Origin of the sequence: Serratia sp. (in: enterobacteria) (assembly GCF_051654945.1) — a bacterium.
GTDB lineage: Bacteria > Pseudomonadota > Gammaproteobacteria > Enterobacterales > Enterobacteriaceae > Chania.
Window position 1 is genome coordinate 135554 of record NZ_JBOFZA010000038.1, and the last position, 25812, is coordinate 161365.

At 54.9% G+C, this 25812-nt stretch carries 13 protein-coding genes; 4 read left to right on the forward strand and 9 right to left on the reverse strand.

All coding sequences use genetic code 11. The features are described 5' to 3' along the window. Positions 1-43: 43 nt before the first annotated feature. From ACRDCA_RS05325 to typA, 8 genes are all read right to left on the reverse strand, one after another. Positions 44-601: a hypothetical protein gene (locus ACRDCA_RS05325; protein ID WP_438688595.1), complete on the reverse strand. Its 558-nt coding sequence runs from the start codon at positions 599-601 to the stop codon at positions 44-46. 4 nt (positions 602-605) lie between these two features. Then, positions 606-12386, reverse strand: coding sequence for a hemagglutinin repeat-containing protein (locus ACRDCA_RS05330; RefSeq protein WP_438688596.1), 11781 nt, complete (start codon positions 12384-12386; stop codon positions 606-608). A 22-nt stretch (positions 12387-12408) separates the two neighbouring features. Continuing rightward, entirely contained in the window at positions 12409-14079 is a 1671-nt protein-coding gene (locus ACRDCA_RS05335; protein ID WP_438688597.1) for a ShlB/FhaC/HecB family hemolysin secretion/activation protein, read from the reverse strand. Between the two features lie 343 nt (positions 14080-14422). Next, positions 14423-15370: a fatty acid biosynthesis protein FabY gene (gene fabY / locus ACRDCA_RS05340; protein WP_025121275.1), complete on the reverse strand. Its 948-nt coding sequence runs from the start codon at positions 15368-15370 to the stop codon at positions 14423-14425. Between the two features lie 23 nt (positions 15371-15393). Further along, the gene (dtd, locus tag ACRDCA_RS05345) at positions 15394-15831 is read right to left on the reverse strand and encodes a D-aminoacyl-tRNA deacylase (RefSeq protein ID WP_438688598.1); all 438 of its coding nucleotides are present in this window, start codon (positions 15829-15831) and stop codon (positions 15394-15396) included. After that, positions 15828-16721, reverse strand: a complete 894-nt coding sequence (locus ACRDCA_RS05350) for a virulence factor BrkB family protein (protein WP_438688599.1) — start codon at positions 16719-16721, stop codon at positions 15828-15830. The genes dtd and ACRDCA_RS05350 overlap by 4 nt, the downstream gene beginning before the upstream one ends. Positions 16722-16771: 50 nt before the next feature. Further along, entirely contained in the window at positions 16772-17362 is a 591-nt protein-coding gene (gene yihX / locus ACRDCA_RS05355; protein WP_438688600.1) for a glucose-1-phosphatase, read from the reverse strand. A gap of 165 nt (positions 17363-17527) precedes the next feature. Beyond that, on the reverse strand, positions 17528-19351 hold the full coding sequence (gene typA, locus ACRDCA_RS05360; RefSeq protein WP_438688601.1) for a ribosome-dependent GTPase TypA: 1824 nt from the start codon (positions 19349-19351) through the stop codon (positions 17528-17530). A 371-nt stretch (positions 19352-19722) separates the two neighbouring features. On the opposite strand from typA, the gene glnA reads away from it, so the two are divergent. The 4 genes from glnA to ACRDCA_RS05380 all read left to right on the forward strand — a co-directional run bounded on the left by glnA (position 19723) and on the right by ACRDCA_RS05380 (position 24358). After that, the gene (gene glnA / locus ACRDCA_RS05365; RefSeq protein WP_024482962.1) at positions 19723-21132 is read left to right on the forward strand and encodes a glutamate--ammonia ligase; all 1410 of its coding nucleotides are present in this window, start codon (positions 19723-19725) and stop codon (positions 21130-21132) included. Positions 21133-21312: 180 nt separating this feature from the next. Beyond that, positions 21313-22362 (forward strand): nitrogen regulation protein NR(II), encoded by a 1050-nt coding sequence (glnL, locus tag ACRDCA_RS05370; protein WP_025121269.1) that lies wholly within the window; start codon positions 21313-21315, stop codon positions 22360-22362. Between the two features lie 8 nt (positions 22363-22370). Then, entirely contained in the window at positions 22371-23783 is a 1413-nt protein-coding gene (gene glnG, locus ACRDCA_RS05375) for a nitrogen regulation protein NR(I) (RefSeq protein ID WP_025121268.1), read from the forward strand. A gap of 452 nt (positions 23784-24235) precedes the next feature. Then, on the forward strand, positions 24236-24358 hold the full coding sequence (locus tag ACRDCA_RS05380) for a YshB family small membrane protein (protein ID WP_438688602.1): 123 nt from the start codon (positions 24236-24238) through the stop codon (positions 24356-24358). A 36-nt stretch (positions 24359-24394) separates the two neighbouring features. Here the strand turns inward: ACRDCA_RS05380 and hemN are convergent, their stop codons facing one another. Next, positions 24395-25768, reverse strand: a complete 1374-nt coding sequence (hemN, locus tag ACRDCA_RS05385; protein ID WP_438688603.1) for an oxygen-independent coproporphyrinogen III oxidase — start codon at positions 25766-25768, stop codon at positions 24395-24397. Positions 25769-25812 lie beyond the last annotated feature (44 nt).

Sequence of the window (25812 nt, forward strand, 5' to 3'; positions counted from 1 at the left end):
TCGGGGTTTTGTGATAATAGTCGAGCATTAGTAAATACGTAAACTATGCTTCTCTATAGTTTTCTACCATACTCATTAAATAATCTCTCCCCATGGATTCGACTAATTCAACATCATGTGATGTCCTTTCCCCCAGCCATTCTTTAAATTTCTCGCAATCAACAAAATTCTCATAAATTAAATCATTTATGGCCTCTAGTTTTTTATTGCTATTGACCCCCAACACACCCTCTTCAACAGGGGTTTTCTGGAATATTGCCCATTGTTTTTTCTGATCTAAAATAATTAGACCTCCATAATCACCAGAGCCATTCATTTCAGTGCTTAAGGCAACTATTTTAGCGATCCAATCCTCATTCATATGTAGATTGCCTAAGTATCTAAAATCTGAACTAGAGAAAACGCTCGCAATTAAGTCATACCCAAAAGACTCACTAATGACTAGTTTAGTCACACTAATCAAATCGTCTGATGTGCAGATATCATTATCAAAAAAGAAATATCTTGCAAATTTTTTGTGAAAAACGTGAGCAGGAAGATTAGTTCCGAGCCTCACAACATTTTTAAGAAGAGTTATTGCATTATTATGTTCGATAGTCACGGCATCACTCTCCTGGGAAACGTAATTTAGAAATGATTTTACCATTTACTGATACAGAGGCAGACGGTACCCCAGATTCAGCACCAGCAATCCCACCTCCAGTTGAAGATGGATAGAATCTATATACTTTCTCGCCCTTTGTCATAACGGTAACCGAACCATCTTTCGAAACTGATTTTATATAACCATTGGCAGATAAATTTTCAATTGCCTCAGATTGATTTATATTTTTAATAACTATTTGCCCTGCACTTTTCTTAGTTTGCTTTGCCGCAAATCCAATGTCTGTCTGCTTCCCAACAGATGCTATATCCTTACTAATTTCGCTGGCAACCTTAAGATCGTTCGCGCTTACAGTTTGTCCCGGTTTCGGCAGGCTCCCCGCACCCAACGCACCATAAACCAAGTTACCTAGCCCATCGGCTCCGGTCTTCAGCAATGAAGCTTCTAACCAATCACACTTACCAGCACACTGATCAATAATATCAGCATACCATTTTGCCGAGTCTTCATAAGCACGCCCGGCCATGTTGTCCTGCTGGCGTAACTCAGTATACGCTTTCTCATCGAGTTCTATTTTCGAACGCGTATCTGCAACACAAGCGGCATCCCCGGCATCCCAGCATGATTTCAGCTTCTGGATGTTCTCCGCTGACTCCTGCGCCATATCCTTACGGACACCCTGCTCACAACCAGCATTTCCATTACATTCTTTATACTTATCAGTGTATTTCTGTGGGCTTCCCTGACTCAGGAAGTTATTCTCCACCGCATTCTTACCGGCCTGAGCGCCCGCCAGAGCATTAGCAGTGCTATCCCCCGTCACCCCACCTGCCAAACCTGCTGCAAGCGTAGAAAGCGCACTGAGATTCTGCCTTTGCTCCTCACTCAGTTTAGCAATTTTTTCCGGCGTGTCTGCGCCATATAACTTCTCTGCCAGATAACGCGCGGCCAATTCACCACCGGCGGCACCCACGGCTCCTGCTGCTGCCGAGTTGCCACTCACTTGTGCTGCTATTGCCCCCCAAACCGCATGGGCAAGCGCATTGGCAGTCTTATTATCACCCGTGTACTTTTTGATTTGCTCTGCTGCATATGGGCTTAACCCACCCGCAATCGCCTGGCCAATATCCCCACCAGCCAGGCCCTGCAGCGCCGCCGTCACGGCTTGAGCCGCTTTTTGCAAATCACTGCCCGTACCGTACTTCTGCATCTCCGTTTGATAGATGTCGGTTTTACGCAATTCATCAGCGGTCAAGGTTGGGTACTTCTCTTTCGCCTTTTTCAGCCCGTCGATATCACCCTGTGTACGGATGATATCCATCGACTGCCCGCCAATCTCCCCAATCAGCTGTGCTTCCTTGAGGCGATTCTGCTCCTTCTCCTTATCGAAGATCGGCCCGATGCTGCCGTTGGCATTGTCCGTATCCCGGCTCAGATCGGCGATATTCTGCTGCTGGTTAGCCTGGTCACGAATAACCACGCTACCGCCCGACACCGCCGCCTGGGTAGTGCCTTCTGCATGCCCTTTATTACCCAGACCAGACAGTGCGATGCCGCCCATATTGGTCAGCAGGTCTGAAGCTACCGGACCACCGGTGCTCAGACTGCCGCCTTGATGCTCGGCTTTGTAATCTGCCTGATTGTGGATATCGCTAAAGCCCAGCGTGCCAGTATCCAGCCGATTTTTATCGGCCTCTGCCGTACTGGCAATTACAGCGCCATCAAGCTGGGTATGCTCACCCACCTTAACATCGAAGCCGCCTTTGCCAGCATAGATGCCGGTTTGTTCCTGCACGCTGTCGTAGTTACTGTGCAGTTTGTCACGACTCATGCTCATATTGGCTGAGCCACCACTGCCGATAACCGCGACGCTGACGCCACCGCTGATACTGGTCTGCTTCGCGTCGTAGTTATCGCTGTCCTGCTGGCTTTGCAGCGTCAGATTACGTTCGGCATCAACCTTCACCGTTTCACCGCTGGCCTGCGCTCCGGCCAGCGTGGTATCCCGGCCACTGTGCATCGAGAGTGTGCCGCCACTGTCGACGGTGGTTTCACTCCAGAATGTGCCGTCACCGTGCTCGTTGCCCTGACTCTTGTTGCCATTGGCGAACACGCTCAAACCGCTGCTCGGCCCGCTCACACCCAGACTGACGCCAATATTGCCGCCACTGCTGCTGTTACTGCCGTCGGTTTTTTGCGTGTTGGCCGCACCGAGTAATTGCAAATCACGAGCCGCATCCAGCGTGGTATCTCCACCCGCTTTTAACTGGCTACCTGCAATCAGGATATCGCCGCTGTCGGCAGAGTGCCCCTTGCCGGTCGCGTTAACCGTCAGATTGTTACCCGCATTCAGCGTTGAACCACTGACGGTTTTTTGTTCCTGATGTTGCTGCGAAGACGATTTTTGTGAGCCTAATGAAGCACTGATACCCACCATGCTCTGCGCATCGCCACCTTGTGCCTGCACCAACTGCCCCGCCTGCACGGCCTGAGCGCCCGACAATGCCGCTTTAGTCCCCTGCAATGCGGCCAGACGACCATCGGTCTCTTTCTGGGCCTGCTGCGCTGTGGTGACCGCAGTGTTGACCGCACTGCCGACTGGGCCAGACAACGCAACAGTAAGACCACTTTGCTTCTGCTCGAAGGTTTCATCCCGGCGATAAATATCCTGCCCCGGGTCGATCTGCACGCTGTCCCCCGTCACCGACAGGTTCTTGTTCGCAATCAGATCCGCACCACCAATGTGTGCCTTGCCACCCGCAACGATATTCACATCGCCACCGGTCGAGCCAATGGTGCTGGCGCTCTGGCTCTGCGTGGTGCCGTCTTCGTTCACCCGATGGCGCGATGAAGAGGTTCCCACGGTAAAGCCCAACCCACCGCCGCTAAACACCCCACTCTTTTTCTTCTCATCCAACCGGTAGCTGGACTGCTCTTCCGTTGCAGCCACGATCTCTACGTTATTGCCCGCTTGCAGATTAACCTTGCCGTCACCGACGACTGAGGAACCTTTCACCGACAGATCGTTACCGGCAGACAGCGATACGTTATCGCCGCTCAGCAGCGTGCCTTTTTCCTGCGTGGCGTAATCTTCCCGCACCGTATGAGTGGTGGTCTTCGACAGGAAACCTTTCTTGGTTTTGGTTTCTTCGAAGAAGGAGTAATCACTTTCGGTCGCGCTGTTTAGCGTAATATCCCGCCCGGCACTGACGGCAACATCGCCGCTGGCCTGTACTTGCGCCGCGTTCAATGTGGCATCTCGTTCGGCGTGGATCGTGGTGTTACCCCCGCTGGCAATCTCCGTTCCCTGTTGGCGGATAGACTCGTCCACCTGCTGGCGTTTGCCCTCCTTGCTCTCGCGGTATTCGCTGGTCTGCTGGGTATTGAGGTTTACGTCACGCCCGGCATTCAGGCTGACGTTGTTATCCGCCACCATCGCCGCTGCCTGAGAATTCACATCCCGGCCGGCATCCAGCGTTAAATCACCGCCGCTGGTGAGGGTAGTGCGGGTGGCATCATTACTGCGCTGTTCGGTGCCGTTTTCTTTCTGCCGGGTGCTCGCTTCCTGGGTTTGCAGGTTGATGTCACGTCCAGCGGCGAGCGTCGTATCGCTCTGGCTACCGACCTGGCTGGCCTTCACGTTGACATCGCGTCCCGCATCAACTGTCAGCGGCCCACCGGCGCTGATTTCGCTACCTTGGCTACCGTAGGTTTCGCTTTCTTTTACGCTCCGCCAGCCCTGGGATTTATCGGCACTGTAGGTGGTGTTGGCCAGGACGTTGATATCCCCACCCGCAAACAGATCCATCGCACCGCCGGAGGTCAATTTGGCCCCCAGGATATCGATGTTGTTGCCAGCGCTCAGGCTTAAGCTATCCAAGGCCTGAATGCTGCCGATATTGCCAATTTCCGTGCGTGACAGTGACAGGCTTTGTGGCATCCAGCCACCGAGGAAACCCTGGGTATCCCACTGGTTAGTCAGCGTCTGGTTGATGATGCTGCCATCGAGGCTTTCCAACTGCACCGTTTTGCCACTGATGATTGAACCGATATTGTTGATATCGCCAATCGCACTCAATTGCAGATCGCCACCCGCATTGAGCAGGCCAGCATTGAGGTTGCTGATACTGTTCTGGCTATCGATCGCCAGAGTATTCTGTGCGGTCAGCGTGCTGCCACTGTTGGTGACATTACCGGCAGTGAGCGAAACATTTTTGCCGGCAATCACGCTGCCGTTATTGATCGTCACATCTTTTGGCGACAGGTAGAGCTTCGGCACCATCACCGTCTGGCCATTGATGCTGGTAGCTTCCCACCACAAGATGCTGTGATCCAAGGAGGCGATCTGCTGCGCCGTCAACGAAACCCCGAACTTCAAGCCCAGCGACTGTTGCGCCTTGGCGGCGTTGTCCATCAGGGTCTGCATCTGCTCCAGATCTGAGCCTATCCCATTAAGATAGCGGCTCCCCGTTTGATTCAGCATGGCATTGCTGACGTAACGGGTATCAAAGGCCGCATCCCCCAGGAAACGGTAGTCGTAATCTGGGTGGAGGTTCAGGCGGTCAAGGAAATAGGCAGAGCCGATAAATTTGTCCTGCACCGTGAATTGTTCGTTAGTTTCACGCGGGCTCTGGCCTGGGGTGATCCCCATTAGAGCGTAAAGATCGCCAAACAGGCTCGGATCCAGTTGTCCCAGACCATTCAGTTTCGGGTTGGTGGTGATCAGATAAGGGCTATCCGGATCGGTGGATGCAACAAAATAGCCGTTCTCGCCCGTAGGCAGCGGATACGCGCTGGTATCGACCGTTTTGCCTTGATAGTGATTTAAGCCCTTGCCATCCGTGCCAACCAGATCCTTGCCATCGGTGGTGGTGTTTTGTAATGCTGTTCCATCCCCCAGGTTGGCGCTGCCTTGGCCACCATCACCGTATTTTCCTAAACCTGAAAGTTCAGGCGTGACATTATCCAGGCCGTTGCCACCGTTAATCTGTTGCAGGGCATTCTGCAGGCTGTCTTGCCATTCAGGAGAATTGACCGCCGCCTTGTCATTGGCAGATAACGCCTGTTTCTCTACCGCACCGCCAATAGTCTGTTGGCTCAGGGTATTGAGCGTCGGGGCATTGAGGGAGTTAGTTACCCCGCCTGCGTTAGGTGCGGTGGTGGTATTACTGAGATCGTTGGCAAAGTTGGCCACAACGTTACCACCCGCCTGAATAACGGAGCGGTAGATCTCACCTTCTCCACGTTCATAGCGTACTTCGCCCGTCGCCGTGTACAGGATATAGTTGGCGGTAATTTCCCCTTTGGAAGTATTGGTTTCTGGCAGCGGAACCTGGCTAAGGCCATAACCAAATTGATACGTCTGATAGCGGGTTTCACTGCCCGAGAACCAGGATTGGTTATTCAGGTTACTCCCTGACAGATAGGCGTTATTGTTGGCTAAAATAGTGCTTGCCTGATTATCCAACTGCCCAGCATAAAGCGTAATATCACGCCCGGAAGCGATGCGCGCAGCGCCACCGTTTGCCGTTACAGTAACGGTCGAAATGCCTGATGCGAATTCTTTGATCCGTTGATTCAGATAAGGTGTTGGCGTTGAACTGTAATGCGTTGTTGGAGAAGCTCCGTGGCCAGGGCTACCACCGCCCGATTCCCAAGATTTTATGACGTAACCGTAGTCGCCTCTGTTGAAGAAACTCAGCGGTACTTTTGCCTCAAAATCTGTCACCCAGGAATACTGCGGTACGCTGCCCTCAGTGCTAGTCACAGTCAACCCATCGCGCTGGTTCAGCAAATGGGCGGTGTTAAGGGTGATATCACCATTTTGTGTCTCGATGGTACCTGAGCTGTTCACGACTTCGCTGTTGGCATTGCCCGCCATGTCGCGCTGCATCCACAGGCTATTGCCTGCCAGAATGTCACCGCGCAGGTTTTTGATGCTGTTGGCCAGCAGGTACAGATTGTTACCGGCATACAGCAAGGCAGTGTTAATCAGGCTGCCAGTGGCATTCAGCGTCATCGTGCCTAGCGTACCGGTAAATCCGTCAACGGTGATATCGCTCTGGCTGTTCAGGGTCACGTCGCCCCCTGATTGCAGCGTTCCTGCCGCATTCATGGCAATAGCGCTGCCACTGAAGGTGCTCCCCCAGCTCCCACCGGTGATTTGCCCGTTGTTGGTCAAGACGCCGTACGTCGTGAGATTGACGCTCTGCCCCTGCAAAGTGCCCTGATTGGTCAACGCTCCCTGGCTGCTGATATTCAGGCTCTGGCCTGCAGCAATCACGTTCTGGCTGGTAAAGGCATTCACCAGTTGCAGCGTCAGGTTGCCCAATGCCACAACTTGGCCCTGTTGGTCAAAGCCGCTACTGCTCAACAGTAAATCGCTTCCGCTGAACAATTTCCCCGTTGTCTGAAGCGCTACCTGGCTGGCATTGATGTAAAGCCCAGAGGTGCCAAGCAGCGTGCCGCCGTTGGTCAGTTGCTGGGTATTCAACACCAGGCTGTTTCCCTGGACGGTGCCTTGGTTGTTCAGGCTGCTTCCCGTCAACGTGCCCTGTAGTTCAGCCAGCAGGGTGCCGCTGTTGTCTACTGCATCCGCATTCAGCAACAATGTGACCGCTTGCAACCAACCGGTGTTGGTAAATTGCGTACCGTTGAGTGACAGACCGGCACCAGCAAGCATTCTGCCGTCATTGCGCCCTGACACGGCCCCCCCAATCCAGGTGTCAGCACCGCTTTGCATCAGGCCACTGTTGACCCAGTACGGCGTGGTAATGGTGAGAGCGTTCTGGCTAAGAAGGGTACCCGATGCGTTATTGGTCAACGAACCGGACAAGTTCAGCGTCAGCCCGGTTTCTCCTTGGATGCGTCCGCTGTTATCCAGCGCAGCGCTGTTAATCCACACGTCGCTACCCTGAATACGCCCCAGGTTGGAGATCGAGGCCGCATCCAGTTTCAGATCACCCGCCGTCAGCAGGGTGTTATTTTGCTGTTGGGTGAAAGCTCCGCTTAGCGCGACCGTCAACCCGTCGACACCGCTGATTTCGCCTTGATTATTCAAACTGTCAGCACGCAGGCTGAGATTTTTTGCCAGCCACTGCCCGGCGTTAGTCAGCGAAAGCGCCTGTAACGCCGCAGTGCCAATGGCGGTAATTTTGCTGCCTGCCGTCGCATTTAATGCCCCAGACAGAACCAGTTGCAGCGCATCCGCACTCTGGATAGCACCACCGTTATTCAACGTCTGAGCATTCAGCAGGATTTGTTGCCCCTGCCAGCGGCCGTCATTGGTCACCGTGCTGCCATTAACGCTCAGCGTGCCCTGAGTCAGCAGTGAGCCTTGGGCGCTGTTCACCAGCGTCAGCAGCGGGGCGGAGAACGCCTGAATACCCAACGTTAGCGACTGCAAACCGATCAGCGTGCCCGAGTTATTCACCACGGACTGCGCCAGGTTGAGGAGGTTGCCCTGCACGGCACCATGGTTGTTCAACGTTACGCCAGCCAAAGACAGGCTGCCATCACTCAGCACGGCACCGTTGTTGGTCAGCGTTTGCGCCAGGATCTCGCCGTCACCCTGGCTAAGCAGTGACCCTTCATTCACCAGTTCGTTAGTGACGTTGACTGCCAGAGAATCGCTCCCCAGCAGGCTGCCACGGTTCAACCAATCAGTGGCCGTGATATGGGCCTGCCCGCCCTGGATCGTTCCCTCAGAGGTCAGTTGCCCTGCATTCAAAGACAACGCACCGCCAGACAGCACACGGCTTGACGCCCCCAAGGTCAGCACATCACCGTGGGCATCAAGCCAGTCGCTTCCCTGCCACAATCCGCTGTTACTCAGCGTATCGGCATTCAGAGTCAAGCGGTTGGCCACCAGCTTGCCGCTGTTGATCAGGTTGCCCGCGCTGAGGTTCAACGCATTCAGGCTCGCAATCTGCCCGCTGTTTTGCAGCGTGTCGACCGCAGTGCCGGTCAGGCCCGAAGCCGCGTTGATCGATCCGATGTTATCCAGACTGTCGACGCCAAACGTCAGGTTATTTCCCTGCCAGAAACCGGCGTTGGTGACTGCGCCGCTGTTGATGGCCAACTCGCCACCACTTAGCAGCTGTGCACCGGCCAGTACGTTCAGCGCGGTGCTATTAAGCGTTAACCCGACATTACCTTGCATGATGCCGCTATGAGTCACGGTGCCGCTATCCAGCACCAGCGTATTACCCGCCAAGACCCCGGCATTGTTCACCGATTGGCTGCGGAAAGTAGCATTTTCACGAGCGACGAGTTTACCGTCTTGCTGGTTGTCAAAAGCCCCCAGCACATCCAGGTTCAGGTTGTTCGCCACAATACTGCCCTGGTTGGTAAATTGCTGACCGGTGAGAGACAAGTCATCGTTCACCTGCAATAAACCGGCGTTGTTCAGTTGATCGAGCGCCAGTTCCAAAGCACCGCCACTGACCAGCTTGCCGCTGGCAAGGTTACTGATGTTAGGGATGGTCAATTGCAGTTGGCTGTTGCCCTGTAACAGGCCGCTGTTGGTCAACTGTGGCGCGGTCAATATCACCGAATCTGCCGCCAGAGTGCCCTGATTGAGAATATCGGCCGCCGTGAGTTCAAACCGATCCTGGCTCAGCAACAGGCCGCTGTTAAGCATGTCGCCGGTAAGCTCCGCCGTCAGGCGTTGTTGCGCCTGCGCACTGCCGCTGTTCTGCCAGCTCTGGGCGTTAACCGTCAGTTGTTGCCCCTGCATCGCGCCCTGGTTGATCAACTGCTGGCCGTCGAGGCGTAAAGCTCCGTTCGATAACATCTGCCCTGTGGCAGTATTATTGAGCTGGCTGCCGGAAAGTTGCAGCGACTGGCTTCCCTGCATCAGCCCTGTGTTGATGACGTCACCCACGACGGAGAGCACAGTGGCTGCCAGCCACCCGGCGTTGTCCAATGAACTCGCCGAGACATTCATCCCTTTCTGGCCGAGGATCTTGCCCTGGTTGGTCAACGTAGTTGCGACTTTCAGGTTCGCCGTTTGCTCACTCAACACATTACCGGTGTTAAACCACTCCTGGGCCGACAGATCCAAGGTTGTACCCTGTAGCAATCCAGCATTGGTCAGTGAGTCCGCCTGTAATGCCAGTTCTCCTGCGCCAAGTAACACACCACCAAGCTGGTTATCCAGCGAGGAGGTTTTGACGTCGAGCAGGTTACTACCTTGCAGAGTGCCGGTATTGAACAGAGACGTCGTATCCAGGGTCAGAGCCGTCGCGGCCAGCAGGCCGTCATTGTTGAACTGCGGGGTGGCCAACGTCAGGGAGCCGCTCGCATTCACGGAGCCGCCTTGCTGGTTGCTGAACCGTTTGGCCAACGACAAGGCCATTATGGCCGCCTGCATGACCCCGGCGTTGGTCAAGTGATCGGCAATCAGGTTCAGCGAACCACCAGTGAGCAAACGCCCACGGTTGGTAACCTCCGCTGCCTTGATGGCAAGCTCACTATCACCCTGCAACGTACCGTTATTGATGATATTGGCGGTATTCAGTGTCAGTTGTTCTGCCGCCAGTTGCCCGCCATTGGATAACGCCATCCCGGTGAGGGACAAAGTATGCCTGGCCAACAGTAAACCGCTCTGCTGGTTATCAATACGTTGGATTTTGGCCGTCAGGTTCGCGGCATTGATTTCGCCGCTGTTGATCAATTGATCGCCACTCAGTAGCAAATCCCGATCGGTGGTGATCAGTCCGGCGTTTTTCAGCGACGGGATCGCCAGGGATAAGGCGTTGGCCGTATAAACGGTGCCGCCTTGCTGGTTGTCCATCAGGCGGGCGATAAGATCCAGGGTCTGAGTACCCTGAATCAGGCCACTGTTGGCCAGCTTCTGGCTGTTGATCGCCAAGACAGGAGCGACCAGCGTGCCTTGGTTGGTCAGGGTATCCGCATTCAGGGCCAGCGTTGCGGCATGGCTTTTACCGCTGTGTAACAGAGAGTCGGCCCCTACCGCCAACGTGCCTTTTGCCGTATGGGTGCCTGCCAGCGTGGCAAGCTGAACCTGAATGGCGAGGTTGCCCCCGCTTTGTAGCTGAGCCCCCGACAGCGTGTTCAGCGTCGTGCCCCGCCATGCCAGATCGCCCCCGGCATTCCATTCACCGCCTAATGTGGCGTTAGCAGCGTTGACCGAAATGTTGCCCTGACTGGTAGTGATGGCATCTGCCGCCGTGGTCAACGCATCGCTGCCAAGGAACAACCCAGTGGTGCCAGAAAGCAGGCCGTTCTGTTGTAGCGTTCCTGCCCACAGCGTGAGGCTGTCATCACTCAGCAACTCGGCGTAGTGGCCATTGCGTAAGGTTCCGCTGACGGTAAGATCGGCTTTGCCTTTGGCACTCAGGGTGCCGTCCTGATCCAACGTCTGGCTGGAGACGCTCAGCGCTCCACCACTCAATATCTTGCCGCTGTTGGCAAGTGACTGGCCGCTCAGCGACAGGTTGCCAAGGCTCTGAACTGTGCCGCTATTCCCCAGATTGGCCAGAGTGCTGTATATCGCACCATTGGCCGCCAACGTACCGCTGTTGACCAGGCTAGCACCGCTAAGGGTAAGGTTTTGCCCTGCGGTCACTTGCCCCTGCGTCAGGCCGCTATTGAAGAGCGTCATGTCGATATGGCGTGCCGCATCAATCTGGCTGGTACTGTCCACCAGCACGTCACGAGCCCGCAAACTGACATCGTTGCCGGCGGTCAATTTGCCGGTGTTCAGTTGCAATTTTCCGCCGCTGGCGATCGAGACATTCTGATCGCTGACCAGGGTGCCGCCCTGTTGGCTGAGGTCACCCTGGCTATTGAGCGTAATGGATTGGCTGGCCTTATGGTCACCCAGCAGGCTGATGCTCTGCCCCGTCGCCGTGAGCGCACCGCTGGCAAGACTGTTATTAATCGTTAATTTGCCGTTGGCATCCAGGGTGATATCCCCGGCGCGAGCATTGAGATTACCAAGGTTGACGCCCACGCCCTTGTCGCTGGAAACCAGATGAATACGGTTGGCATACATGCCGCCCAACGCACCGGTATCGATCGCGACTTTTGGCACATCTCCCTGACCAGCGATCGGGGTGACGTTACCTTGCGCATCCACGCGGTTGGCCCCCAGGGTAATGGTGGCATCCTGGGCATAAAGCTGGGCGTTGATCTCGGTGGCACGGGCAATCAGAGCGAATTTTTCGCTCTGGCTGGCATCCAGCCCTTTGCCCTGAATGCTGATCGCCCCTTGCGTGACTTCCAGCGCCTGCAGTTTGCCATCAGGCCCCAGTATCGGCTTGCCGGTGGTCAGCGTCGCATTCGGAGTGTTGATAAAACCGCAACCGTCGCAGGTTATGCCATAAGGGTTGGCAACCATCACGTTCGCCTGCTTGCCCGCTACCTCCATATAGCCTTGCAACTGGGAACGGTTCGGGGCAACCACCTCGTTGATAATGCCTTGGGCTTCCTGCCCGGCCTTCAGATTGGGGTTGTTCTGGATCAGGCCGCCAAGCTGGGTCTGATTAAGCCGCTCGGTGGAGTTGTTGAGGATCAGCCCTTCTTTGCCCACGTTGAAGTCGTTGTATTTATTGTGGGAAATACCGGCCTGATTAGGCGTGGCGATGTTGACCACCGGCACGCCATTGCCAGCCTGATCAACCTGGGTATTACCCGCCGCAACGTTAACACCGTTAGCCATGACGGGCAGCAACGGCTGCCCCGCCAACAGGCTGCACAGGGTATAACTCAGCCAACGCTGGCTGATATGAACGGGTTGATTATCTTTCTGCTTCATCCTTGAAACCCTTTCCTGTGAATTAAAGAACGATGTTGATGCGGTAGTAAATCGATACCCGATCCGGTTCTAACCAGCCCGGATGCGCCAGCGGCCAGCCGACGGTAAATTGACTGCTGAAATAACGATTGCGGCTGCCCAGGCCAACTGCGCCGCCCCACAAGGTGCCGGAGGCGTAGGCGTCGACTGAATCATGGCGCAGATAACCGCCATCCACGGCAGCCAAGACGGAAATATCGCCCAGATACGGCAGGCTGAACGGCGTCCAGTTAACCTCGTTACGCCAGTAACCCCCTTTGTCGCCGGAGAGATATTGTTCCTTGAAGCCACGCACCGAGCTTTCGCCGCCAAGGGTCAGGCGTTCGCTGCCGTAAAGGCGATCGGGCGTCCACTGGCCATACAGGCTGGTGAGGTAGTTCCAGTCTTGCGCCAACGGCAGGTAATAACTGCCGGAGAGGGTGTATTTATCAAACTCCGCCTTGGGGGCTTCGCTGACTTTGCCGCTGTCATCTTCCGCGCCTAACCAAGGTACGCCACGGCTATAAGAAGGATTGAGCGTGGCAAAGCCGCCCCACAGTTTTTGGCTGTGGCTGGCGCCGAACGATACGCTGGTCAGTTTGCGGCTGCTGCTGTCCAACCGGGTATCGTTGAGATAGTTGCGGTTGATGCGGTGCGTCAGGCCTAGCGCCAGTCCGGTTTTCATATCGCTGTTGCGGAACAAGACGCGTGAGACGTTGAAGCGGTGGGTTTGGCTGTCGCCGCTAGATCGCCAGTCAAAGCCCTGATTGTCGATCGTCGAGAGGTAGTCGCTGTAGGAGTAGTTGTAATCCACCAGCCAATAGCCGTAAGGCAGGCTGACACCAGCTTGCACGCTACGGGCATCATGATCGCTGGCAAAATCGCTGCTGCGCGCGCCGCTAACAAACCACTGATCTGCCAGCCCCAGCAGGTTATTACCGGTCAATGAACCGTTAATTTGCCCGGTGCCGGTGCTTTTCTGCCCGCTGTTGTCAAAACCCAACCCCAGCATCACCGGGAACTCAGGTTTGGCGGTCAGGTTGACCACCGAGTAGCCCGGCTGGCTGCCAGGCAGAATTTCAATCTGTACCGGTTGCTGGCGCAGGCGATTGATCTGCTCCATACCCTGTTCGATGTCGCGCAGGTTTAGGGTGTGCCCAACCAGGCCGGGAAACGCCATCTTCAGCATCCGGTCATCCCGTTGGTCCAGCAGGATCTTCTCAAGCTGGCCTTCCAGCACCAATAGCTTCAGTTCGCCGAGGGATAAGTCCTGCTCGGTCAGGAAGGCACGGCTGGTGATATAACCACGCTCGATATACCAATCGGAGACCTGCTGCACCAAGGTGTTGATCTGAGCCAGGTTCAGGCAGCGCTGCAGATAAGATTTTGTCAACGCCTGTCGCGCACTGGCAGGCAGAAGGTTGGCGCCTTCAAAGCGCACATTATTGATGGTGAAACACGGCCCGCCAGGGGCTACGGCGGCTGGCGTTTGCGGCAGCACCGGCGTCAGGCTGCGTTGCAGTTCCTGGCGTTGCTGTTGGTTTTGCTGCAACAGTTCACGCTGCTGCTGTTGGATAGTATCTCGATCCGCCGGGCTGAGCATATTGGCGCTCACCACCGAACTTAGGGAAAGAAACAATAGAGATACTGCCAATCGTTGAGTTACTGAGTCCATTCAGATAAACCGCTTTAATGATTTTGCGGCATTCTAACGAGTGATTTCAGCAACAGACAAGCAGGAGTTCATGAATCTGCGGTGTTCGGGGAAGGCTAAGCAGAGAGACATTTCAAAAGAAAGTGGAGTAAATATCTTTTACCTTTCTTAAACTATGCACTTCATTTGCTGTATGCATTTCAAACAGCAAATCATGCTGAATTAACTAAGAGTTTTCTTGAAAAAAAATAATTAGACCCTGGGGTAAATTTTCTACCAATGGTAACGCTAGCTATTAAATCACTCGGTTAGATGACAAGCTAACCGGGCGCAGTATACAGCGCCCGTCAGGGTAAATGTCCTATCAGCTCGCAATCGCCTCCGATCCCCCCTTCTCCAGCGGCTCCTCGGGTTCGGCAGGCAGCACCATATAAGTGCCCTCAAATATCGCGCCCTGGCCATCGTCACCAAATAATTGCACCTCTGCCTGTACGCGCGCCCGGCGGCCACGCGCCAAACGGGCCAGATCGCCACTCAGGGAACCAAGATCGGCAACTGCCCTTGGCCTGCCGGTGATCGGTTTACTGTAGCGAATATGGGCATCCGCCAGAATAATCGTGCCGCCCAGATGGCGCTCACGTAGCAGCAGCCAGATCAGGCCCCAGGCGGTCAACGTCGCCAGGGAGAACAGGCTGCCGGCAAACAGCGTGTGGTGCGGATTCTGGTTGCCAACCTCCGGCATGGTGGTGACAAAACGCTGGCCGGTATACTGGCTGATGCGCACCCCCATTTTTTCACTGAGCGGGATATGCTCATACCAGGCTTGTTGTAACTGGCCGCACCAATCGGGGCGATGCAGAATATCGTCCAGCGTGGCCACCGGTTTGATCATCAGGTAATGGCGGATCGGCGTGGTTTGCGGCGCGGTAATTTCGCCCTGGTTAATAAATCCCAGCTTGGCAAAGAAATCCACCGCATCCTCACGGGCGCTACACACCACCCGCTTCACCCCTTCCTGCCGCGCAACCGACTCCAGGGTGATCGCCACCAGCGTACCCAGGCCCTTGTCCTGCACGGTGGGATCAACCGCCAGGAAGCGGATAGCGGCTTCGTTGTCGGCATTGATATACAAGCGGCCAATCGCCACAATCCGGCCATTCTCATCCACCACCATTTGATGGTGCGCCATGGCGTCGTAGGCATCCTTTTCCGAACCCACCGGCTGGTGCAATGGCTTACGCAGCATCTCCCAGCGAAACTGGTAATACTCTTTCAGTTCTTGTTCTGTAACGGGTACTCGTAGGTGATACATAGACGCCTTCTCTCTCGTAAAACTTAAACTTGTAACCAGAACGTCACCGGGCCGTCGTTCACCAAGGCCACCTGCATATCGGCGGCAAACTCACCGGTCTGGGTTTCGATACCCCGCTGCTGGCACTGCTCAACAAAATAGCGGTATAACCGATCGGCTTCCTGTGGCACCGCACCGCGCGAGAAGCTCGGCCGCATGCCTTTCTGGGTATCAGCCACCAGGGTGAACTGCGACACCACCAGCAGGCTGCCGCCAGCCTGCTGGACGTTTAAATTCATCTTGTCATCCTCGTCGCCGAAGATGCGATACCCCAGCACCCGCTCACACAGGCGTTGGGCTTTTTGCTCGTTATCATCCTGCTCGACGCCCAATAACACTAACAAACCGGGGCCAATCTTGCCTACCGTCTGGCCTTCTACCGTAACGCTGGCAGTTAATACCCGCTGAATTAACGCAATCATAACGATCCTTCCTGCTCCTGCTTTTGCTGTTGTTCTGCTTTTTGCTGCTGGTAAAGGCGGTACTCACCCAACGTAACGGTAATTTCGGCACCCAATAACACGATACACCAGCTCCAATAGACCCATAAAAATAAAATCGGGATCACCGCCAGTACGCCGTAGATCAGCTGATAGGAGGGGAACATGGTGACATACAGCGCAAAGCCTTTCTTGCCCAGTTCGAACAGCACCCCGGCCACCAGCGCCCCGACCAGCGCATCTTTCGGCGGCACGCGCACCGTAGGCACAACGCAATATAACAGCCAGAAAGAGACCCACGACAGGATCAGCGGGAAGATACGCAGTACCTCATCCACCAGGCTGTTAACGCCGGTTTGCGCTAACCATTGTAGAGACAGCAGATAGGAGCTGATCGCCATACTGGCCCCCACCAACAGCGGACCGAGGGTCAGCACCATCCAGTAAACGGCAAAGGAAACCACCATCGGCCGTTTGTTCTTGCTGCGCCAGATGGTGTTCAACACGCTATCCACCGAGGAGATCAGCAGCAGCGCGGTGACAATCAGGCCGCAGATGCCCACGGCGGTCATCTTGTTGGAATTAGCGACGAACTGTTCCAGGTAACGTTGCAGCACGTTACCGGCAGCGGGCATAAAGTTGGAGAAAATAAAGCTTTTCAGCTGGACGCTGATGTCCGCGAACATCGGGAAAACGGCAAATAGCGCAAACACCACGGTGATCAGCGGCACCAGGGAAAGTAGCGAGACGTAGGCCAGATGGCCCGCCAACATGGTCAGGCCATCCTCATCGATACGTTTATACAGCAACCGCCCGAAGGTTATCCCGGGTTTGATTGACGATGGCAGCTTTTTGCGGCGGAAAAACGACATATCTTCATCCTAAATGTCAGTCTGGACGCCTTAAGCTTAACGTACGGTGATCATTGAGCAAAATAAGCCGGAATAACCTGGCGATCGATGACATGGACCGCCTTGATCCCCAGCGCAGCTGCTGCCGCCACGTTAGCCTCTACATCGTCAAAGAACACCGCCTGAGCCGCCGGGGTGTTTTCCGCTTTGAGGACGTGCTGATAGATGTTGGCATCGGGTTTACGCATGCCAAGGTCCTGCGACAGATACATGTGATCGGCCGCTTCAGCAACCTGTGGATAATGCTGAGGCCAGTAATTACAGTGCAGACGGTTGGTGTTCGATAACACCACCACGCGATGCCCTTCGTTGCGCAGGCGGTGCATAATCTCGATCACTTCCGGGCGCAGAGCGACAAATACCGCCTGCCAGCCGGTGGCAAACTGCTCGAAGCTGAGTGCAATCCCCATCTCCTCACACAGTTTTTGCGCGAACTCTTCGTCGCTGACCTCACCACGCTCGTGCTGTTGGAAAACCTCGCCCATGCTAAAACGTTCGGACAGCGTCGCCAGCGGTGTGCCGCTGAGGTTGCTCCACACGCCCAGTACACGTTTGAAATCGATATCGACAATCACATTACCTAAATCAAAGATATACAGCATAGTCCTCTCCCATGGGCCAGTGAGATTTCACTGTAACGGGAAAAGTTAAGGCTGAACAGGGAGCAGTGTGAAAAGCGCATGGCGCGCCGCAGAAAGGGGGAAAGGCAGAGGAAAAAACTCAGGGCGCTGTGACACGCCCTAAGTATTGCGGATTAAATCGGCGAATTAAGCTTCTTTAGGACCGCGGTTGGCACGCTTACGATCGTTTTCCGTCAGATGACGCTTACGGATACGGATCGAGATTGGCGTCACTTCTACCAGTTCGTCATCATCGATGAATTCCAGAGCTTGCTCCAGAGACATTTTGATGGCCGGCACCAGGGTAGTCGCTTCGTCAGTACCAGAAGCACGCATGTTGGTCAGTTTTTTACCGGTCAGGCAGTTCACGGTCAGGTCGTTAGAACGTGAGTGGATACCGATGATCTGGCCTTCATACACTTCAGCACCGTGGCCCAGGAACAGCTTGCCGCGATCTTGCAGACCGAACAGTGCGAACGCTACCGCTTTGCCCTGGCCGTTAGAGATCAGCACGCCGTTCTGACGCTGGCCCACTTCGCCCTGACGCACGTCGTCATAGTGGCTGAAGGTGGAGTACAGCAAGCCAGTACCGGAAGTCATGGTCATGAATTCGTTACGGAAACCGATCAAGCCACGGCTTGGGATCACGTAATCAAGACGCACACGGCCCTTACCATCTGGATCCATGTTTTTCAGGTCAGCTTTACGCTCACCCATCGCCTGCATCACAGAACCCTGGTGCTGTTCTTCGATGTCCAGCGTGACGTTCTCGAACGGCTCTTGCTTGCGGCCATCGATTTCACGGAAGATAACTTTCGGACGGGAAACCGCCAGCTCGAAACCTTCACGACGCATGTTTTCGATCAGTACCGACAGGTGAAGTTCACCACGGCCTGAAACACGGAACGCATCAGCATCGGCAGTTTCTTCAACGCGCAACGCTACGTTGTGAACCAGTTCTTTGTTCAGACGCTCAAGGATCTGGCGTGAAGTCACATACTTGCCTTCTTTACCACAGAACGGCGAGGTATTGACGTTGAAGAACATGCTTACGGTTGGTTCATCTACTGACAGTGCTGGCAACGCTTCTACCGCGTTCACATCACAAATGGTGTCGGAGATGTTCAGTTCGCCCAGACCGGTGATGGCAACGATGTCGCCCGCTTCGGCAACGGTGGCTTCGATACGTTCCAGACCCATATGGGTCAGCACTTTACCGATTTTACCGTTACGGGTTTTGCCTTCGCTGTCGATCAGAGTGATCTGTTGGTTAGGCTTGACCTTACCACGCTTGATACGGCCGATGCCGATAACGCCCACGTAGTTGTTGTAGTCCAGCTGAGAGATCTGCATCTGGAATGGGGCTTCCAGCTCAACCTGTGGCGCAGAGACGTGGTCGACAATCGCCTGGTACAGCGGAGTCATGTCTTCAGCCATATCGTTATGATCTGCACCAGCGATACCCAGCAGAGCAGAAGCATAGATGATTGGGAAGTCGAGCTGTTCGTCGGTCGCGTCCAGGTTGACGAACAGGTCGAAGACCTGATCCACAACCCAGTCAGGACGCGCACCAGGGCGGTCAACCTTGTTGATTACCACGATCGGTTTCAGACCATTAGCGAAGGCTTTTTTGGTCACAAAACGGGTTTGCGGCATTGGGCCATCCATTGCATCCACAACCAGCAGCACCGAGTCGACCATTGACATCACACGCTCAACCTCACCGCCGAAGTCGGCGTGTCCTGGGGTATCCACGATGTTGATGCGGTAGTCTTTCCAATTAATGGCGGTGTTTTTTGCGAGGATGGTAATCCCACGCTCTTTCTCCAAATCGTTGGAGTCCATTACACGTTCAGTGGCTTCCGCACGCTCTCCGAAAGTACCGGATTGTTGCAGCAGCTTGTCAACCAGGGTGGTCTTACCATGGTCAACGTGGGCAATAATGGCGATGTTACGCAAATTTTCGATCACAGCTTTGCCTCAGGCATTAGAAATAGCGCGCTATTGTACACGTATTAAGCGAGGGACTAAACAAGATCACAACACTCTCTTATAAACAACTGTGTACAGGCTAGTTTGTGATCCCTTTCACGCTGCAAAAAGCAGCAACTGATGATGTTTTGCACCATTACAGTGCCCAGCCCCGGGTAATTTGCACCATGATAGTGCATTGCATCGCTAATGGTGCATACTGGTCATGAGTAAAACCCGCACAAATAGGCGATTTTTTCGCTTTTGAAAAGTTGGCACAGTTTTCGCTTTACCATAAACAAGGCAAAAACAAGCCAGTCACACAGATTCGTTCCACGACGATGACAACGATAAAACCGGGAGAGTTAAGTATGTCCGCTGAACACGTTTTGACGATGCTGAATGAGCATGAAGTGAAATTCGTAGACCTGCGTTTCACTGACACCAAGGGTAAAGAGCAACACGTTACCATCCCTGCTCATCAGGTAAATGCCGACTTCTTCGAAGAAGGAAAAATGTTTGACGGCTCCTCAATCGGTGGTTGGAAGGGCATCAACGAATCTGACATGGTCCTGATGCCAGACGCCAGCACGGCGGTTCTGGATCCGTTCTTCGAAGAATCTACCCTGATCATTCGTTGTGACATCCTCGAGCCAGGCACCATGCAAGGCTACGATCGTGACCCACGTTCCATCTCCAAGCGCGCCGAAGACTTCCTGCGTTCTTCCGGCATCGCCGATACCGTGCTGTTCGGGCCAGAACCTGAGTTCTTCCTGTTCGACGATATTCGTTTCGGCAGCAGCATTCGTGGCTCCATGGTCGCTATCGATGATATCGAAGGCGCGTGGAACTCCAGCACTAAACTCGAAGGCGGCAACAAAGGCCACCGTCCAGCGGTAAAAGGCGGTTACTTCCCAGTACCACCGGTCGACTCTTCACAGGACATCCGCTCTACCATGTGTCTGACCATGGAAGAAATGGGCCTGGTAGTTGAAGCTCACCACCACGAAGTGGCCACCGCAGGTCAGAACGAAGTGGCAACCCGCTTCAACACCATGACCAAGAAAGCCGACGAAATCCAAATCTACAAATACGTGGTGCATAACGTGGCTCACGCATTTGGCAAAACCGCGACCTTTATGCCAAAACCGATGTTTGGCGATAACGGTTCAGGCATGCACTGCCACATGTCACTGTCCAAGAACGGCACCAACCTGTTCGCTGGCGACAAGTACGGCGGCCTGTCTGAAATGGCATTGTTCTACATTGGCGGCATCATCAAGCACGCTAAAGCGATCAACGCCCTGGCTAACCCGACCACCAACTCTTACAAGCGTCTGGTCCCAGGCTATGAAGCACCGGTCATGCTGGCTTACTCTGCCCGTAACCGTTCTGCCTCTATCCGTATCCCAGTGGTTGCCAGCCCGAAAGCGCGCCGTATCGAAGCCCGCTTCCCTGATCCAGCGGCTAACCCGTACCTGTGCTTTGCTGCACTGCTAATGGCGGGCCTTGACGGCGTGATCAACAAGATCCACCCTGGCGATGCCATGGATAAAAACCTGTATGACCTGCCGCCGGAAGAAGAAGCTGAAATTCCAAAAGTAGCGGGTTCACTGGATGAAGCGATGGCCGCACTGAACGAAGACCGTGAATTCCTGACCCGTGGTGGCGTGTTCACCGACGACGCGATCGATGCTTACATCGAACTGCGTAAAGAAGAGATGGATCGCGTGCGCATGACGCCACACCCAGTTGAGTTCGAACTGTACTACAGCGTTTAAGTCCTATACACGATGGCGCGTCCTGAATTTTAGTAGCCGTTTTTTTGTTGCCGTGGAAACTTTTAGCCCATCTTCTGATGGGCTTTTTTCTCCACCGTATATTCTGCAAAACTATTTCATACCGTGACGGTTACGGATGGAGTAGGATGGATGCACTAAAAAGGTGCAGGAGACTGCTGTATGGCAACCGGCAAGCTGCCCGATGCTGGGCAGATCCTCAATTCTCTCATCAATAGCATCTTGCTGTTGGATGACACACTGGCGATCCACTACGCCAATCCGGCGGCGCAACAGCTGCTGGCACAAAGTTCCCGTAAACTTTTCGGTACACCGCTGCCCGATTTACTCGGCTATTTTTCGCTGAATATCGATCTGATGCGTGAGAGCCTGCATGCGGGTCAGGGCTTTACCGATAACGAAGTGACCCTGGTGGTCGACAGCCGCGCCCATATCCTCTCCCTGACCGCTCAGGCACTGCCTGATGGCTTTATTCTGCTTGAGCTGGCCCCTATGGACAATCAGCGTCGCCTCAGTCAGGAGCAGTTACAGCACGCTCAGCAGGTGGCGGCACGCGATCTGGTGCGCGGTCTGGCTCATGAAATCAAGAATCCGCTCGGCGGTTTGCGGGGGGCTGCGCAGTTGCTGGCCAAAGCCCTGCCAGACCCTTCGCTGACGGAATACACCAAGGTGATCATCGAGCAGGCCGATCGGCTGCGTAATCTGGTGGATCGTCTGCTGGGGCCACAGCGCCCAGGCCAACATATTACCCAGAGTATCCATCAGGTCGCGGAACGAGTCTGCCAACTGGTGTCGCTGGAGAAACCGGATAACGTCACCCTGGTGCGCGATTACGACCCCAGCCTGCCGGAACTGGCGCACGATCCCGATCAAATCGAGCAGGTGTTGCTCAATATCACCCGCAACGCGCTACAGGCGCTGAGCGAAACCGGTGGCACCATCACGCTGCGTACGCGTACCGCGTTTCAAATCACCCTGCATGGCACCCGCTATCGGTTAGCGGCACGGATCGATGTTGAAGATGATGGCCCGGGCGTTCCTGCCCTGCTGCAAGATACCCTCTTCTACCCCATGGTCAGCGGCCGCGAAGGCGGTACCGGCCTGGGATTATCCATCGCCCGTAATCTTATCGATCAGCATTGCGGAAAAATTGAATTTAACAGTTGGCCAGGACATACCGAATTCTCGGTGTTCCTGCCCATTCGTCAGTGAGGTTTGCTATGCAACGAGGGATAGTCTGGATCGTCGATGACGATAGCTCCATCCGCTGGGTGCTCGAGCGTGCGCTCACCGGGGCCGGACTGAACAGCGTCACCTTCGACAACGGCAATGCCGTGTTGGAAGCATTGGCAACGCAAACTCCCGACGTGCTGCTGTCTGATATCCGCATGCCGGGGATGGACGGTCTGGCGCTGCTCAAGCAGATAAAACAGCGTCACCCGATGCTCCCGGTCATCATAATGACGGCACATTCGGATCTGGATGCGGCGGTCAGCGCCTATCAACAGGGCGCGTTCGATTACCTGCCAAAACCCTTTGATATTGATGAAGCCGTAGCGCTGGTAGAGCGTGCCATCAGCCATTATCAGGAACAGCAGCAACCGGCTCGCAGCCAACCTGCCAACGATCCCGTGGCCGATATTATTGGTGAAGCACCGGCCATGCAGGACGTGTTTCGCATCATCGGTCGCCTGTCGCGCTCATCGATCAGCGTGCTGATCAACGGGGAGTCGGGAACCGGGAAAGAGCTGGTAGCCCATGCGCTGCATCGCCACAGCCCACGCGCCAAATCGCCGTTTATCGCCCTGAATATGGCCGCGATCCCTAAAGACCTGATCGAGTCCGAGCTGTTTGGTCATGAGAAAGGGGCATTTACCGGAGCCAATCAGATCCGTCAGGGCCGTTTTGAGCAGGCCGATGGCGGTACGCTGTTCCTAGATGAGATCGGGGATATGCCGCTGGATGTGCAAACTCGCTTGCTGCGCGTGCTGGCTGACGGCCAGTTCTATCGCGTTGGCGGCTATGCTCCGGTGAAAGTGGACGTGCGTATCATTGCCGCTACCCACCAGAACCTGGAGTTGCGCGTCCAGGAGGGCAAATTCCGTGAGGACCTGTTCCACCGCCTGAACGTGATCCGCGTGCATCTGCCACCGCTGCGTGAACGCCGTGAGGATATTCCGCGGCTGGCGCGCTATTTCCTACAGGTAGCTGCAAAAGAGTTGGGGGTTGAAGCAAAGAATCTGCATCCGGAAACCGAAACTGCCCTCACCCGCTTGCCGTGGCCAGGCAACGTGCGCCAGTTGGAAAACACCTGCCGCTGGCTGACCGTAATGGCTGCCGGGCAAGAAGTGTTGATCCAGGATCTGCCTTCGGAGCTGTTTGAAACCGCCGCTCCTGAAACCAGCAGCCACGGCCTGCCGGACAGTTGGGCCACGTTGTTGGCACAATGGGCCGACCGTGCGTTACGTTCCGGTCATCAAAACCTGTTGTCCGAAGCTCAGCCGGAAATGGAGCGCACCTTGCTCACGACGGCGCTACGCCATACCCAAGGGCACAAACAGGAGGCCGCCCGTCTGTTGGGATGGGGCCGCAATACCTTGACGCGTAAGTTGAAAGAATTAGGGATGGAGTAAATACCCCTCACCCTAACCCTCTCCCACAGGGAGAGGGAACCGAACGTGCTACCGTTTAATTCCCGCACCTGACCGCGACTCTGGGCTGACCCCCTCTCCCCAAACCGTTTGCGGTCTATACCTTGGAAGGGAACCGAACGTGCTACCGTTTAATTCCCGCACCTGCCGCGACTCTGGGCTGGCCCCCTCTCCTCAAACCGTTTGCGGTCTATACCTTGGAAGGGAACCGAACGTGCTGCCGTTTAATTCCCGCACCTGCCGCGACTCTGGGCTGGCCCCCTCTCCCCAAACCGTTGTTCATGGGATATCCGGTCTGTACATTGGGAGAGGGTTGGGGTGAGGGGTAATTGATGATTAAAAATACAATCTAGCGCACAAAAAACCAGCAATTGAAGGCTTTTACCGGGTAGGCGGCAGCAGTATGATCGAAGCGCAAACTCAGGAGGTTTTTGATGCTGGATACATTCATCGTCTTTCTTACCCAGGGCGCAGACGTTGGCTCTGCCGTCAGCCACTCACCGCAGGCAGCCGTTGCCACAGTGTTGTGCGCCGCACTGATCAATTTCTTCAGCTAACACCACAGCCGCCCATTGCGGCCATGGTGTTGTACGTCAGATCACCCGGGAGAACTGTTGGGCGCGGGCCTGTTTACGCAGGTAGATATCGAAGCACATGCAGATATTACGGATCAGCAAACGCCCACGAGGCGTGACGCGGATGCCGTGCTCATCGCACTCCACCAGCCCATCTCGTTCAAACGGTGCCAGTAATTCCAGATCGGGCGCAAAGTAATCGGCAAACACGATGCCGTATTGCTGCTCAATTGGCTGATAGGACAGTTGGAAATTACAGATCAGCGTCTTGATCACGTCACGGCGCAGGCAGTCATCTTCCGTCATCGCCAGGCCACGCCACAGGGCATTCCCCTGCTCTTCCACGTTGGCGTAATACACCTTCAGCTCTTTCTGGTTCTGCGCGTAGCTATCCCCCAGCATGCTGATGGCGGAAACCCCCAGGCCCAGCAGATCGCTGTCCCCTTGGGTGGTATAGCCCTGGAAATTGCGGTGCAGCTTGCCTTCGCGCTGGGCAATGGCCAGCTCGTCGTTAGGCCGGGCAAAATGGTCCATGCCGATAAACTGATAGCCCGACTCCGTCAGCGAAGCGATGGTTTGCTGCAGGATATCGAGTTTTTGTTGGGCGCTAGGTAAGTCGGCGTCCTTGATTTTACGCTGAGCAGCAAACAGGTTCGGCATATGGGCGTAGTTGAATACGCTCAGGCGATCCGGGCTCAACTCCGCCACGCGTTGCAGCGTAAAGGCAAAGCTCTCTGGCGTCTGCTTCGGCAGGCCATAAATCAGATCGATATTGGTCGAGTTAAAGCCTAGCGCCTTGGCCCGGGCGATCAGGGCAAAAATGAATTCTTCATCCTGCTCGCGGTTAACCAGGCGCTGCACTTCTTTATTGAAGTCCTGCACCCCCATGCTGAGGCGATTGAAGCCTTCGGCACGCAGGTGATCCAGCACGTCCAGCTCGATTTCCCGTGGATCAACTTCGATCGACATTTCCATATCGGGCTGGAAATCAAAGTGCTGACGCAGCATGGCGACCAGGCGGCTGATTTGCTGTTTATCGAGATAGGTCGGAGTGCCGCCGCCCCAATGCAGCTGGCTGACCTTGCGGCCGGCAAACAGAGGTGCACGCGCGATGATTTCACGCTCCAGCACGGCCAGGTATTCATCGGCCTTGTGGGTCTGGCGCGTAACCAGCTTATTGCAGCCACAGAAGTAGCAGAGCTTATGGCAGAAGGGAATATGCACATACAGCGACAGCGGTCGCTCAGGATAACGCTTGGCCGCGCGTTGGAACGCGGCTTCGTCGTAGCCCTGGTTAAACTCCAGCGCCGTGGGGTATGAAGTATAACGCGGGCCTGAATAGTTATATTTTTGGATCAGGGCCAAATCCCAGACAATGGTCTGTTCTGACATGCTTGCTCACTCCTTCCGATATTTTTTCCTACCGGGCCGGGAAA

What these genes read in the sequence shown, in the direction of transcription:
- glnL (WP_025121269.1), top strand. Translation starts at nt 21,313, where the DNA reads ATGGCAACCGGCAAGCTGCCCGATGCTGGGCAGATCCTCAATTCTCTC.
- dtd (WP_438688598.1), bottom strand. Translation starts at nt 15,831, where the DNA reads ATGATTGCGTTAATTCAGCGGGTATTAACTGCCAGCGTTACGGTAGAA.
- glnA (WP_024482962.1), top strand. Translation starts at nt 19,723, where the DNA reads ATGTCCGCTGAACACGTTTTGACGATGCTGAATGAGCATGAAGTGAAA.
- ACRDCA_RS05330 (WP_438688596.1), bottom strand. Translation starts at nt 12,386, where the DNA reads ATGAAGCAGAAAGATAATCAACCCGTTCATATCAGCCAGCGTTGGCTG.
- hemN (WP_438688603.1), bottom strand. Translation starts at nt 25,768, where the DNA reads ATGTCAGAACAGACCATTGTCTGGGATTTGGCCCTGATCCAAAAATAT.
- glnG (WP_025121268.1), top strand. Translation starts at nt 22,371, where the DNA reads ATGCAACGAGGGATAGTCTGGATCGTCGATGACGATAGCTCCATCCGC.
- fabY (WP_025121275.1), bottom strand. Translation starts at nt 15,370, where the DNA reads ATGTATCACCTACGAGTACCCGTTACAGAACAAGAACTGAAAGAGTAT.
- ACRDCA_RS05335 (WP_438688597.1), bottom strand. Translation starts at nt 14,079, where the DNA reads ATGGACTCAGTAACTCAACGATTGGCAGTATCTCTATTGTTTCTTTCC.
- ACRDCA_RS05350 (WP_438688599.1), bottom strand. Translation starts at nt 16,721, where the DNA reads ATGTCGTTTTTCCGCCGCAAAAAGCTGCCATCGTCAATCAAACCCGGG.
- ACRDCA_RS05380 (WP_438688602.1), top strand. Translation starts at nt 24,236, where the DNA reads ATGCTGGATACATTCATCGTCTTTCTTACCCAGGGCGCAGACGTTGGC.
- yihX (WP_438688600.1), bottom strand. Translation starts at nt 17,362, where the DNA reads ATGCTGTATATCTTTGATTTAGGTAATGTGATTGTCGATATCGATTTC.